Source organism: Streptomyces sp. NPDC111744 (genome assembly GCF_055634995.1).
The window spans coordinates 13728-27252 of record NZ_JBVKCG010000010.1 but is presented as its reverse complement, the minus strand read 5'-3'; the positions used below and the strand labels follow the sequence as shown (position 1 = coordinate 27252).

General features: G+C 68.7%; 7 protein-coding genes and 1 pseudogene. 4 read left to right on the top strand and 4 right to left on the bottom strand.

The annotated features are described in order from the left end of the window. Window positions 1–50: 50 nt before the first annotated feature. The 3 genes and pseudogenes from ACZ7OO_RS22765 to ACZ7OO_RS22755 all read right to left on the bottom strand — a co-directional run bounded on the left by ACZ7OO_RS22765 (window position 51) and on the right by ACZ7OO_RS22755 (window position 6117). Complete coding sequence (locus ACZ7OO_RS22765) at window positions 51–3608, bottom strand: choice-of-anchor D domain-containing protein (protein WP_471507005.1); 3558 nt, start codon at window positions 3606–3608, stop codon at window positions 51–53. 248 nt (window positions 3609–3856) lie between these two features. Then, a pseudogene (locus ACZ7OO_RS22760) lies at window positions 3857–5610 on the bottom strand (galactose-binding domain-containing protein). A 108-nt stretch (window positions 5611–5718) separates the two neighbouring features. Continuing rightward, window positions 5719–6117 (bottom strand): VOC family protein, encoded by a 399-nt coding sequence (locus ACZ7OO_RS22755; RefSeq protein WP_471507003.1) that lies wholly within the window; start codon window positions 6115–6117, stop codon window positions 5719–5721. Window positions 6118–6209: 92 nt separating this feature from the next. Here ACZ7OO_RS22755 and ACZ7OO_RS22750 point away from each other — a divergent pair, with 92 nt between their 5' ends. Then, a complete protein-coding gene (locus ACZ7OO_RS22750) occupies window positions 6210–7199 on the top strand; it encodes a helix-turn-helix transcriptional regulator (protein WP_471507001.1) in 990 nt (329 codons plus the stop codon). A 506-nt stretch (window positions 7200–7705) separates the two neighbouring features. Here the strand turns inward: ACZ7OO_RS22750 and ACZ7OO_RS22745 are convergent. Then, window positions 7706–8341 carry a nucleotide-binding protein gene (locus ACZ7OO_RS22745; protein WP_471506999.1) on the bottom strand — a complete coding sequence of 212 codons (636 nt, stop codon included), beginning with the start codon at window positions 8339–8341 and terminating at the stop codon, window positions 7706–7708. A gap of 359 nt (window positions 8342–8700) precedes the next feature. Here ACZ7OO_RS22745 and ACZ7OO_RS22740 point away from each other — a divergent pair, with 359 nt between their 5' ends. The 3 genes from ACZ7OO_RS22740 (at window position 8701) to ACZ7OO_RS22730 (ending at window position 13517) form a co-directional block, all read left to right on the top strand. Continuing rightward, window positions 8701–8961 (top strand): hypothetical protein, encoded by a 261-nt coding sequence (locus tag ACZ7OO_RS22740; protein WP_471506997.1) that lies wholly within the window; start codon window positions 8701–8703, stop codon window positions 8959–8961. Window positions 8962–9469: 508 nt separating this feature from the next. Further along, on the top strand, window positions 9470–9733 hold the full coding sequence (locus tag ACZ7OO_RS22735; protein WP_471507399.1) for an integrase core domain-containing protein: 264 nt from the start codon (window positions 9470–9472) through the stop codon (window positions 9731–9733). Between the two features lie 268 nt (window positions 9734–10001). Further along, window positions 10002–13517, top strand: a complete 3516-nt coding sequence (locus tag ACZ7OO_RS22730) for an nSTAND1 domain-containing NTPase (protein WP_471506995.1) — start codon at window positions 10002–10004, stop codon at window positions 13515–13517. Window positions 13518–13525: the final 8 nt, after the last annotated feature.

Below are 13525 nucleotides of genomic sequence, written 5' to 3'. Positions count from 1 at the left end.
TGGTCGGTGCCGCCGAGCGCGCCGGCGCTCGGCGGCACCATCGGGTGGGGTCAGGTGTTCCAGACCTGGAACTCCGAGATCTGACCGGCCGGCCAGCCGTTGTTCGCCGTGATGTTCACCCGGACGTACCGCTGGGTGGTCGCGGAGAACGTGATGGTGACCGTGTTGTTGGTGGTGGGGTCGAAGGTGTATGTGGCCGACGACTTGATGGTGGTGAAGTTGGAGCCGTCGGTGCTGCCCGACAGGGACAGCGTCTGGTTACGGGCGCCCCAGGCCGCGGGGAGCTGGAGGACGACTCGGCTCGCACTCTGCGCGGAACCGAGATCGACCTGAACCCACTGGGGGAAGGCGTTGTTGGCGCTCTCCCAGTAGGAGCCCTGGTTGCCGTCCGTCACGTTCGACGACGCGTAGACGTCGGTGTGGCTGGACTCGGTGGTGGCCGCGCCGGCTGCCAGGTTCCTGCTGACCGTGCCGGCGCCGGTGCCGGTCAGCGCGACCGTGGTCGTGCCGTTCGACGCGTTGCTTGCGATGCTGAGATCGCCGGTGCGGGTGCCGGACGCGGTGGGCTTGAACGTGACGTCCACCGTGCAGGAGGCGTTCGCCGCGATCGACGTCCCGCAGGTGTTGGTCTGCGAGAAATCGCCCGTGACGGTGACGCCGGAGACGGTCGCGGCCGCGGTACCGGTGTTGGTCACCGTGACCGTCTGCGCACTGCTGGCGGTGTTGAGGGCCTGGGTGGAGTACGTCAGCGATGTCGGGCTGGCCGACAAGGTCGCCGTCGAGGAGCCGCCATTGCCGGGGAACACCTCGAAGTCCGACAGCTGGGCGGCGTTCCACCCTGTGTTGGCGGTGATGTTCACCCGCACGTACCTCGCCGTGGCGGCGTTGAACGTGATGGTCACGGTGTTGTTGGTGTTCGGGTCGAAGGTGTATCCGGCCGATGCCTTGATCGTGGAGAAGCTGGAGCCGTCCGTGGATCCCTGCACCGACAGCGTCTGCGTGCGTGCCGACCACGCCGTCGCCGGCGGGAGCTTGAGCACGACCTTGCCGACGCCGTAGTTCTGGCCGAGGTCGACCTGGGCCCATTGCGGGAACGAACCGTTCGCGCTCTCCCAGTACGTCGAGGCGTCCGGGTCGGTGAGGTTCGAGGCGACGTACGGGCTGGAGCTGGAACTCGCCGACGCCGGCCGCCCTGCGGCGATGTTGGTGGTGCTGTCGATGCCGCTGCCGGTCAGGGAGACGACGGTCGGGCTGTTGTTGGCGTTGCTGGTGACGGTCAGGTTGCCCGTGCGCGCTCCGCCCGCGGTGGGCTTGAACCCGACATTCACCGTGCAGGACGCACCGACCGCCAGGGTGGCGCAGTCGTTGGTCTGGCTGAAGTCACCGGTGACCGCGACGCCCGAGACGGTCGCCGACGCGGTGCCCGAGTTCGTCACCGTCACCTTCTGCGCGGTGGCCGACGAGCCGACCACCGTGGCGGTGAAGGACAGGCTCGCCGGGTCGGTGTTCAGCACCGGGCCCGGCGCGGTGCCGGTACCGGAGAGGCTGACCGTGTTGGTGATCCCGCCCGCGTTGACGGTCAGAGCTCCGCTACGGCTGCCGGTCGCCGTCGGCGCGAACTTCACGCTGACGGTGCACGAGCCGTTCGCCGCGATCGACGAGCCGCACGTGTTGGTCTGGGAGTAGTCGCCGCTGGTGGAGATCGACGAGACGGAGGCGGCGGTGCCGGTCGGGTTGGAGACCGTCACGGTCTGTGCGGCGCTGGTCGAACCGGTCGGGACCGAACCGAAGTTCAGCGCCCCGGGGGTGGTCGTCACGCCTTCGGACGGGTAGGGCGGGTAGACCGGAGCCGGCCACCCTCCGCAGTACGGCGTGCCGCTGATGCCGGAGTTGCCGCCCCCGTCGGTCACCGTGAAGTTCCCGCCCGAGCAGTTGTACACCGGGGAGGAGTAGCCGACGCCGGTCGCCGTGACATTGGTGAACTTCGCCGCGCCGCCGGTCTGCTCCTGCAGGGCGAAGGTTCCGGTGCCGGCGATGGTCACGTTGTTGAGGTTGACCCCGCTGATGGTGCCCTCGACCCACTGGACCGCCTCGTACGGGCTCTGCTGGATCAGCGCGTTGGTCACGTTGACCGGGCCGGTGATCGCGCCCTGGCTGCCGTCGAACCACAGGGCGCCCACGCCGAACTGCCAGTTGGGGTCGAGGCTGCCGTCCCGGATCATGGTGTTGTCGGAGATCGTGGTGGTACCGACCGGTGTCGACGAGAAGCGCTGCCCCACGTGGATGCCGCCGCCCTGGGTGATGCCGGAGTCCACCACCCGGTTGCCGCTGACGGTGTTGTCGTGGCCGCCGTAGATGGCGATGCCGTTTGCGAGGATCTGCAGGGACACGGTGTTGTTGGAGATCGTGTCGTTGGCGTCGGCTCCGATACCGGAGTCCGCCCAGGTGGCGATGCCGTCGTCGCCGGTGTTGCGGATGTCGCTGTTGGTCACCTTCGAGTTGGTGACGGCGCCGTGGAAGTTGATGCCGTCGGCGGTGGTGTCACGGATGCGCATGCCACTGAACGTCAGGCCGTCCATCGGCCCGTCCATCCAGGCGCCGACCTTCATGTGGTCGATCCACAGGTTGGAGACGGTCGAGTTGCTCATCGCGCCGCCGATGCCGTTCACCTGGGCGCTGTCGTTGCGCTCCTGCACATCGCCGAAGACGGCGAAGTTCTGGAGGTGCACGCCGGTGCTGGCCGAGGGTGCGGAGTTGCCGTAGAAGCCGGGTGCCGTGCCGGTGACGGTCGAGTACCACATGCCGGCGCCGGCGATCGTGACGTTGTTGACGCTGATGTGGCCGGGGATGTTGTAGGTGCCCGGCGGGATCCACACGGTGCCGCCGGGGCCGGCCGCGCTGATCGCGGCGTTGAACGCGCTCGTCGCGTCCGCCGCACCGGTTGCGTCGGCGCCCTTGCTGGTCACCGACACCGACCCCGAGGGCGCGGTCAGGGCGGCGCCGACCTGCTCGAAGTCGGCGAAGTCGATCGTGTACGAGGAGGCGGTGTCCCCCGGATCGACCTGCAGCTTGAAGGTCGTTCCCGCCGGATAGGTGGTGGAGAACAGCCGGTGCGCCTCGTCGAAGAAGTGGTGCGGGTTGCTGCCCGGCGAGTTGGTGAAGGGGTAGCTGCCGTAGTACCAGCTGTAGGCGTTGGTCAGGGTGAAGTCGGGCTGCTTGACGCCGTTGATGTACAGAGACAGCGGGGCGGTGTAGACCGAGCCGCCCGATGTGTCGGGGATGCTGTACCGGAAGTTGATCGAGTTGGTGGCCACCGGCGTGGTGAACGTGACGTACTGGCCGGTGCCCTGAAGCGTCGTCGCCTTGCGGTACGACGCCTCGTCGGCCAATTGGCCCTGGGTGTAACTCGGGCCGATGGGCGTGCCGTTGGTGGCGGAGTTCTCCGCCTGCACCTCGACGTACGGCAGGCTCGCACCGCTGCCGCCGGTGGCGGCGGTCGCCGCCCAGGCCGGTTGGACGGCCAGGGCGATGACGCCGACGGCGGCCAGCATCGCGGTGCTGACCGCCCAGACGAGGGCTCGTCTCAGATCTCGGATGGAATGGAACACTTGCCACTCCTTTCACGCGGAACGCCGGAACTGTTCCGCTGGCGCCGTCAGGACGCGGGGGACGGAGGGGAGGCAGGGGGTGGCGGCGACGCAAGGGGGACCGTAATATCGTTGATATGAACGCGCAATAAGTAGACAGGACTTTGCAACAAATAAAAATTCCGCCTGCAAGATCCGGCGTGACTCCCTGATGGGCATGCCACCGGCGCCGCCGGACGGACTGTCCGGCGGCGCTTGCGGGGGGGGCGTCAGGAGTTCCAGACCTGGAACTCGGACACCTGGCCCGCGGGCCAGCCGCTGTTGGCGGTGATGGTGGCGCGGAAGCAGCGCTGGGTGGTGGCGGGGAAGGTGAGCGTGACGGTGTTCCTGGTGCCCGGGTCGAAGGTGTAGGCGGCCGAGGACTTCAGGGTGGTGAAGGTGGTGCCGTCGGTGCTGCCGCCGAGGGCCAGGGTCTGGGTGCGGGTGCCCCAGGTGGCGGGCAGCTGCAGGACCACGCGGGAGGCACTCCGGGCCGAGCCCAGGTCGACCTGGACCCACTGCGGAAACGTGTTGTCGGCGCTTTCCCAGTAGGAGCCCTGGTTGCCGTCCGTCACGTTCCACGACGGGTATACGTCGGTGTGGCTGGACTCGCCGGTGGGCCTGCCGGCGGCGAGGTTGGTCCCGGTGGTGTGGTGGCCGCTGCCTCCGTAGATCGCGACACCCTTGCCGCCCCACGGCGCGATCGAGGTGTTGTCGCTGACGGTGACCTTTCTCATCGGGTTGTAGTACGTCTTGGAACCGTCGCTGTTGGTGTTGTAGTTCACCGAGTTGACGGCGATCGCGTCGTCCCCGGTGCCGCGGACGAAGTTGTCGGTGACCGTCAGGTCGTTCCCGGTGTCCGCACCCAGCGACACGTTGTTGACGTTGATCCCGTCCGCCCAGATCGACGTCAGCCGGCTGTTCCGCACCGTCCCGCCCGTGCCGGAGGCCCAGAAGCCCGACATGGTGTGCTGGGTCAGATGCCGTCCGCCAGCCAGTCGGTGCCGGTGGTGTCCATCGCGCCACCGTCCCCGCCGACGGTGCTCCGGCTGACGGCGTTGGCGTCGACGTGGAAGTTCCGCACGGTGCAGGAGGTCAGGTCGAACAGTGCCGCCAGCGGCGTGCTGTTGGGAACCGGGACGTCACGGTAGATCGTGCTGTACCACAGGCCCGCGCCCGCGATGGTGATCCCCTGTGCGTTCAGCCCCGCGGTGCCCTTCACGTAGAAGGTGCCCTGGGGGATCCAAAGGATCTTGCCCTGCTGCTGGGCCTGGTCGATGCAGTTCTGGATGGCGGCCCGGCTGTCGACCGACTGGCTGTCGGCCGCGCCGTTGGTCGGGCTGTTGTCCGCCACCGCACCGCAACTCGTGATCGAGACCGAGTTCGCCGGCTGAGTCAGCGGTGCCGGCGGGTTCTCCACGTCGACGGAGTCCACGTCGTAGAAGGACGCGTGGTTGCCGGAGTCCTTCCGCAGCGAGAACGTGGCGCCCACCGGTATCGGCGACCCGGTGAGGAACGTGTGCGACTCGTCCCAGAAGACCCTCGGGTCACCGTCGGCCGGGTTCTGGTTGTCGCTCGTGTTGTAGTTGCCGTTGCCCTCGTACACCCAGCTCTGACGCGAGTTGAGGTTCAGCTCCTGCCGGAACACCCCGTTGACGTACAGGTTCAGCGTTCCGGTGACACCGCCGCCGGACGCGGAATCCGGGATGCTGGCGCGGACGTTGATGAAGGAGATCGGCTGTCCGGTGGTGTTCGTCCACTGCACCGACTGGCCCGTGCCGTCGAGGTGGGCATAGGAATGGCCCGAAGCCTCCAGGGCGGCGCTCGAGTACGGTGTCGTCGGCGCCGAGGTCAGCGACCTGACGGCCGCACCCCCGGCAGGCGTCCCCGCCTCGGCCTCGTAGACCGAGAACGGCGTCGCCGCACCCACCGCCGCGTGCGCCTGCCGGGGTGCGGGGGCCGTCCGACCGTACAGAGCACCCATCCACTCCGCTAGATTCCGACGAAGCAAGGAATGAACCACGCAAGGTACTGCAACTTTCTTGCAGAAAGACGCAAATCCCGGATGGCGTGGCGAACTGCTGCGAGGGCGTCAACGTGCGAACTTCTCGATGGCAGCCGGGGTGACCGGGGTGAAGAAGTTGATGAGGTTGCCGTCGGGGTCACGGAACAGCAGCGACCGGTTGCCCCAGGGCATCGTGGTGGGCTCGTTGACGAAGTCGGTGACGAAGCCGGTCAGGTTCTGGTGCACGCGGTCCACGTCGTCGACGAGGAACTCCGTGATCACGCTGTGGTTGTCCGCCGGGCGGGCAGAGCCCGGGGCGAACAGCGGGACCGTGCGGGTGCCGGCGATCGCGAGGGTCGCGCCCGCGGTGCTGAGTTCGGCGAAGTCTTCGGTGGCCCACGTCGCTCGCGCCCCTGTGGCTCGCTCGTAGAACTCGACGAGGCGCGCTACGTCGCCGGTGATGATGCGGATCGAGACGAAGTCCATGGGATCTCCTTGGGTCTGGTGGAGGCGTGCACTTCGCAGACTAGGAGGAATAGTGGACAGAATCGGTCCGGTATTCGCGTAAGGTTGTGAACATGTCTCGCCCCACCGGCCGCGTGCTGACCCTCCTGGAGCTGCTGCAGTCGGGCGGTACCCGGACCGTGGCCGAACTCGCGGACCGGCTCGGCGTCGAAGGGCGCACCGTGCGGCGGTACGTGGACCAGCTGATCGAGCTGGACGTGCCCGTGGAGTCGGTGCGCGGCCGCTACGGCGGCTACCGGCTCGCCCCCGGGTACCGCCTGCCTCCGCTCATGCTCAGCGACGACGAGGCGCTGGCCGTGCTGCTCGGCCTGGTCGCCGGCCGCCGAGCCGGGTTGACGACGACGGAGCGCACGGCGAACGAGACGGCATCGGCGAAGATCCGGCGGGTGCTGCCCAAGCACATCGCCCGTCGACTCGACGCACTCCTGGAGGCTCTCGCCTTCACGGATCAGCCCGGCGAGTTCGACACCCCGGACGCCGGCGTCCTGCTCACCATCGCCGATGCGGTGCGCCACCGCCGACCGGTCTCGATCCGCTACTCCGACCGCGACGGACGGCGCAGCGAACGCACGCTCCACGCGTACGGGATCGTCGCCCACTCGGGCCGCTGGTACGTCACGGGCAAGGACGCCGAGGTCGGCGAGGACCGGACCTTCCGGCTCGATCGCATCGCGGACCCGAGGACCCTGCCCGGCTCTTTCGAAGCGCCCATGGGTCCCGGTCCGGCACAGCGCGTGCTGTCGGCGTTCGCCACGGCTGGGTACCGTCACGAGGTGACCTTGCGGATCCACGGGACGGTCGAACAGATCCGCGCCCGCCTTCCCGCCGGCGTCGCGAGCGTTGAGGAGCACGAGACTGCGGGGGACCAGGACGGGGCAGGCGAGCGCTGGCTGCGCGTCGAGGTACGGGCGGAGCGGCTCGACTGGTTGCCGCCGGTGCTCGCCGCACTTGACCGGCCGTTCGTCATCGAGCGCCCGGATGAACTGCGCGACCTCGTCGCCGCGCTCGCCGACCGCCTCGCGTCCTGCAGCCGCCGAGTCTGACAACAACCCGCACAACAGCTCGTGCGGGCCGAGGCTCAGCTCGACCCCACAGGTGGGGGGATACCGTCTGTGTCCGAGGGGCGAGTTGATCGCTGACGATACGCTCGTACTCGCGCAGGGGCGGCTCAAGCTCCAAGATCCGCCGGGTGCCCTCGCTGCCTCCCCATGAGAACCGGCATCCAGCGGGCGCCTGTTTGCGGGCCTCCGCCATCCAGCCAGATCACCCGGCGCAGTCAAGCCAGTGGGCGAACGGAGGCCGGTGCACGCACGACTGCGTCGCCCGGCTTACGGGGCGCTTCTCGTGGGTCGCAGGGCAGCGGCGCCGGCCCGCACCATCACGGAAACCGTTGACCCTGCCCATTGCACGAGGTCACGCGGCAAGCCGGAGTCGAGCTCGATGGTCACCCGCACGTATCGGGTGTGCAGCTGAGTGACTTTGACGGGACGCGGTACGACGGCTTCCGGTCCGCGCTGCAATGCGGCTCGGTAGGTGTCCTTCCGCTGATTCATGCCTTGTCCTGTCGCTTGATGAGTTCGTCTGCGAGGTCCACGTACGCCGAGCCTTTGACCTCCACCGGACTTCCGAATGACTGGGCGTACAAGTCGAGCCGCGGAATGTGCGTGGACAACACGTCGAACCCCCGCTCGGTGAGGGCTTCGCGGGCGTCGGCATCGGGACCGGTACGCGTGGCGTCGGCACGATTCGTTCGGTTCAGCAGAACGGCGGCGTGGGCCGGCTGGGCGCGCAAGGACTGTACGTCGCCCATCTCCCCACCGATGGGCGCCATACGATCCAGCTCGATGGGAGCCGGCGTCACCGGCACGATCCATTCGCTTGCGTACCTCATGATGCTGCGGGCGATATGCGCATGGTCCTCCAGCTGCGGAGCGTCGAATACGACGGCCTGCCGGTCGCCCAGGAAGTCGTTCACGCGCCGGTGCACATCGCCCACCGGAAGAGCGACCACAGGAAACGGGAAGCCACCTGCCAATTCGCTCCAGCGCAGCGCGGAGGAAGCGGGGTCGCTGTCGACCAGTAGTGGTGGGATACCCCACTCGTGAAGTGCGTGGGCCAACCAGACTGCGCTGGTCGTCTTTCCCACCCCGGGCTTAAGGTTCACAAAGGCGTAGCTCAGCGACACACGAGTCAACGTATGGTCGCGAGCGGCTGCCGGCCGTCGACCCGGGGCACACAGTGCCATCATTCACCCTGTGGCGCCGGTGAATCATTCGTATGGGCCAGTACGGAAGTCGCAAGGGCCGAGGGTGCGGGTGCCGATTAATCATCCACCCAGGTGGTGGCCTTGATCGACTGATTCCTCAGGCCGCGCTCACCGACAACTCCGGTGTCTTCACGCGCACAGACGCGGACGGCATCATGATCTGTCGTGCTGCTGCGCCTGGCCTTGCGGGTGCCGAAAACCCGTACCGCTTCAGAATGGCTGCACAGCCTGTGACCTGGGACGACGCTCCGCGGGCCGATCGGGCACCATCGGACGTTGTGCTCGTACGAATGCTCTACCTGATCGCCACGCGGATCTTCGCGTGGCTGGTCCTGCTCTCCCGATCCTCCGCGGCGAAGGAGGCGGAGATACTGATCTTGCGACATGAGATCGCGGTACTGCGTCAGCAGGTCGCGGCTCCCAAACCCACCTGGCCCGACCGGGCACTGCTCACCGCCTTCGCCCGACTCTCCCGCGGGCACTACGCCGGCATCGGCTCGTCTCCCGGCGCACCCTCCTGGCCTGGCACCAACGTCTGATCAAGAACAAGTGGACAAAACTCGCCCCACCGGGACGCCCACCGATACCCGAAGAGCTGCGCGACCTGATCATCCGGCTCGGCGCCGAGAACCCACGATGGGGCTTTTGACGCGTTCACGGCGAACTCCGCCGCCTCGGGCACAAGGTCAGCCCGGCCGCCGCCCGCCGCATCCTGCGCGCCGCCGGCCTCGGGCCGACCCCGCGCCGACATCCGGTGCGCGGTGAGTGGACCACCTTCCTCAAGGCCCAGGCCCACGGCCTGCTCGCCACCGACTACTTGCACGTCGACACGGTCGGGCTGGCGGCTGTACGCACTGTTCGTCATGGAGGTCCGCACCCGCACCGTCCACATCCTGGGCGTCACCGCCCACCCCACCGCCGCCTGGACCACCCAGCAAGCCCGCCAGCTGCTCTGGCAACTAGGCGCCCACGCGGCAGACTTCACTCACCTGATCCGCGGACGCGAAGTTCACGGCCGCCTTCAACGCCGTCTTCGCCAGCAAGGGCATCAACATCACCAAAATCCCTCCGCGCTCCCCCAACTGCAATCCCCACGCCGAGCGGTTCGTACGATCAGCCCGCGAGGAGTGCACCGACCGGCTCCTGATCTTCGACCGCGGCCACGCCGAGAAGGTCCTCAAGGACTACGCGCGCCACTTCAACCGGCATCGCCCGCATCAAGCCGGGGCCAACTCGCACCGCTGGACGATGCCAACGTCATCCCCCTGCCACCAGCCCGGATCCAACGCCGCCAAGCCGTCGCCGGACTGATCAATGAGTACCACCGAGCCAGCTGACCGTCCCGAAAAGCCGCAACTCACAGGCTGTGAAGCCATTCTGAAGCGGTACGGGATGTCGTGTGTCCAGGCGGAGCGTCTGCATCTCGCCGTAGGAGAAATCCGCGGCGCCGGGCTCGTTCTTGAGGAACCTCAGAGCTGTGAAGACAGGGTGGAGCAGCGCTCCAGCCCCATCCGTCCACTTCTGAACTCGTGTAGATTCAAAAAGAGTTGTCTGCGGTGAGGCAGAGGCGGGAGTGCCGGTGGAGGCGGACAGTGCGGTGCCCAGGGACGCGGCGGTGGTCCGGATCCTCGATGCGCAGGGCCAGCCGGTCGGTTCCGGATTTCTGACGGCGGAACGTGATGTGCTGACATGCGCCCACGTGGTCGCCGCCGCCCTGAGGTTACCCGAGGACACCGTGGAGCCTCCGGACGCCCCTGTCAGGCTCGACTTCCCGCTGGTGGCACGCGGCAGGGTTCTCAAGGCCCGGGTCGAGCAGTGGACGCCCACACAGCCGGACGAGTCCGGGGACATCGCGGTCCTCCGGCTGCTCACCGCCCCCCCGTCCGGCGCGGTGGCGGCATCGCTGGTCGAGGGCGGAGCCGCACCAGGCCGCCAGGTGCGCACTTTCGGCTTCCCGGCGGACTACGACGCCGGTGTCTGGAGCGTCGGCGTGCTGCAGGGTCGGCAGGCAACCGGGTGGCTCCAATACGACACGGACCCGGCCAGCCAGTACGAGGTCGGACGCGGATTCTCCGGGGCCCCGGTCTGGGACCTGGCCCTCGGCGGTGTGGTCGGGATGGTCGTCACCGCCGACGAGCGGCCCGGCCGGCGCGCCGCGTACCTGATCCCCACCGAGAGGCTTCACGAGTGTTGGCCGCCCCTGCGCGAGGCGGCACAGGGACCGTGCCCCTTCCGGGACTTGCGCCCCTTCCAGGAGGGTGACGCGGAGCTGTTCCACGGGCGGGACGAGCCCGCCGGCCGGATCGTGGACCGGCTGGATGTCGCCACGGGGGTCACGCTGGTGGGCGCCTCCGGGTGCGGCAAGTCCTCACTGCTGAACGCCGGTGTACTACCCCGCCTCCGGGCCCGCGAGGACCTCCTGATCGTGCGGTTCCGGCCCGGCAAGGCCCCGCTCGAGGCGCTCGCGGTGGCCCTTCTCCCGTCATTCGAACCGCGGTTGGGCGAGACCGCCCGCATGGCCCAGGTGCCCCAGCTGACACAACTGCTGCGCGACGGCCGGATGCCGGGCGTGGTGGAGCGGATCCTGCAACAGCAGGGCAAGAGCAAGCTCCTGGTCATCGCCGACCAGTTCGAGGAAGCGCTGGTCCGCGCGGTCAACGGACAGCAGGACACGGATCTCGACGCGTTCGCCGCCGCACTGGGCCATTGCCTGGATCCCGGAGCCGGCCTGCAGACCGTCATCGCCCTGCGCGCCGACTTCCTCGCCCCCGCCCTCAACCACCCGGCACTGGCACCGCTGCTCGACGACAGCCGGCTGTTCATGCTGGGACCGATGCGCGACGACGAAGTGCGCGCCGCCGTCGAACAGCCGCTCAGCGGCGTCGGTGTGCGCTACGAGAAGGGACTGGTCAACCGGCTCCTCACCGACCTGGGCCCGGACCCCAGCAGACTGCCGCTGCTGGAGTTCACCCTCACCAAACTCTGGGAACGCAAGGAACACGGCGTCATCGGCCACGCCCACTACCAGTCACTGGGCGGGGTCGGCGCGGCCCTGGCGAACCACGCCGAGCAGGTGTGGACGGCACTCAACGAGGAGGAGCGGCGCAAGGCGCGCGCCCTGCTGGTCCAGCTCGTCCTTCCCGGAGGCGCCCGCACCTCCCCGACCCGGCGAGTGGTCGCCCGTACCGAACTGCCCCCGGCTCAGTGGCGGATCGCCCAACGCCTGCTCACCACGCGTCTTCTCGTTCCGGGTGAGGAGCTGCGTACGGGCGGTGCGCAGCCCGTGGAGACCGTGGAACTGGCGCACGAGGCGCTGTTGTCCCGCTGGGCACGACTGGCCGAGTTCGCCGCGGCGGACCAGGGGTTCCGCCGCTGGCAGGAGGACCTGCGACGCCGGGTAGGGCTGTGGCAGGGGGAGGAGCGTACCGGCACGCGCCTGCTGCGCGGCGCCGACCTGCGGGACGCCCGAAACTGGTGGCGGGCCCGAGCCGACGAACTCGGCTCCGCGGAGATCGACTTCATCACCGCGAGCATCTCCGGTGCCCGCCATCGCCGGATCATCGCTGCCGGGGTCGCCGTGGTCATGATGCTGACGGCGGGTGTGGGCACCTGGGCGTGGCGATACGGGGCGGAGGCGCACACGGCACGGCAGTCTGCGGCCGTGGCCGCGGGCGTCCTGGCACAGCAGTCGCGGGATCTGGAGTCCAACACGGACCACGTCGACCGGTACACCGCGCTGCTGCTCGCCCTGCGCGCCTACCGCACCCAGGACAACCCCGACACGCGTGCGCTGCTCGGCGAGATGTACCGGCGATTCGGTTCCGCCGATCTTCTGGTGCCGTTATACACACCGTCGGGGACGTCGATCACGGCGAACGGCCGGCCGGCGGTGAGCGCCGACGGCCGGGTGGTCGCCTCGTGGACGGCCGACGGCAAGCCGACCGTGTGGACAGGCATCGGGAACACCGTCGAGAGGGAGGCCATCGGCAAACGGGCCGACACCATGGCCGTCAGCCCCGACGGATCACTGATCGCGATGGTGGCGGGACCCCTCTCCCTGACGTCCACACCCACCGGCCCGCCAGACCCAAGGGGGCCGACCGTGGAACTGTACGACGTACGGGCCGGGCGGGTCGTGCGCCTGCTGGAACGCCCCTACCAGGGTGATCCTTGGCCGACCATGCCATCGGGCGGGCCCTCACTGCCGAGCTTCCCCGTACCGCCCGGGACCCGTATCCCGACCCAGTACGCGCAGTTCGCCTTCGACCCCACGGGCAAGCGGATGGTGGCACTGACGGGAGTCATGGGGTTGGGCGGCCGCCTCATCGTGTGGGACGTGCCCAGCGGCAAGATCGAGAAGATGCTTCCGGGCCCTGACACACAGGTCAGCCGGCTCTCCTTCACCTCGGACGGACAGGGCCTCGTCGTCGTCGGCCAGGACCTCACGAAGGGCATGTCCGGTTCGCTGGTCATGTCGGTGCGCTCGTGGGATCTGAACAAGCCGCCCTCGGCGGGCCGGACGCTGTTCACACTGGACGGACTGGACGGCGCAGCCCCTTACGACATCAGCCCGGACGGAGCCGTCCTGACCACGGCCACCACTCACACGCAGGGGTTCCACACGCACACCACCGTCACCACGTACGCGCTGCCCGGCGGCAGACGGCTGGCCCAGCGGCACCTGCCCGACGATCAGACCGTCACCGGTGTCGCCGTCGCCGCGCGGGGCTCGCGCACCGTGGCCTACCAGGCCATCGGAGACATCCCACTCGGCGGTCGGGGCTCGGCGAAGCCCGGCATCGTCCAGGTGTCCACTCCCTGGCGGGACCTCACACTGCTCGGTGCGGACAGCCACCCCACCGTGTTCCTCACCGACGGGCAGAGCATGAACGGCTTCATAACCCCGGCCGGCGGCGACCCGGTCGGCAAGATCCCCGTGCCCGCCGCTGGTTCCGCCGCACCCGTACCGGCCGACCGGGCCCGACGCTGGATGGAGCGGTTCTGCCAGATCCTGGGCGACGAGACGCTGCCGCCCGCCGCCGTACAGAAGCTGCCTCCTGCGGCCTACCGCAAGCCTTTGTGTCCACACCCGTAGGGATGCCC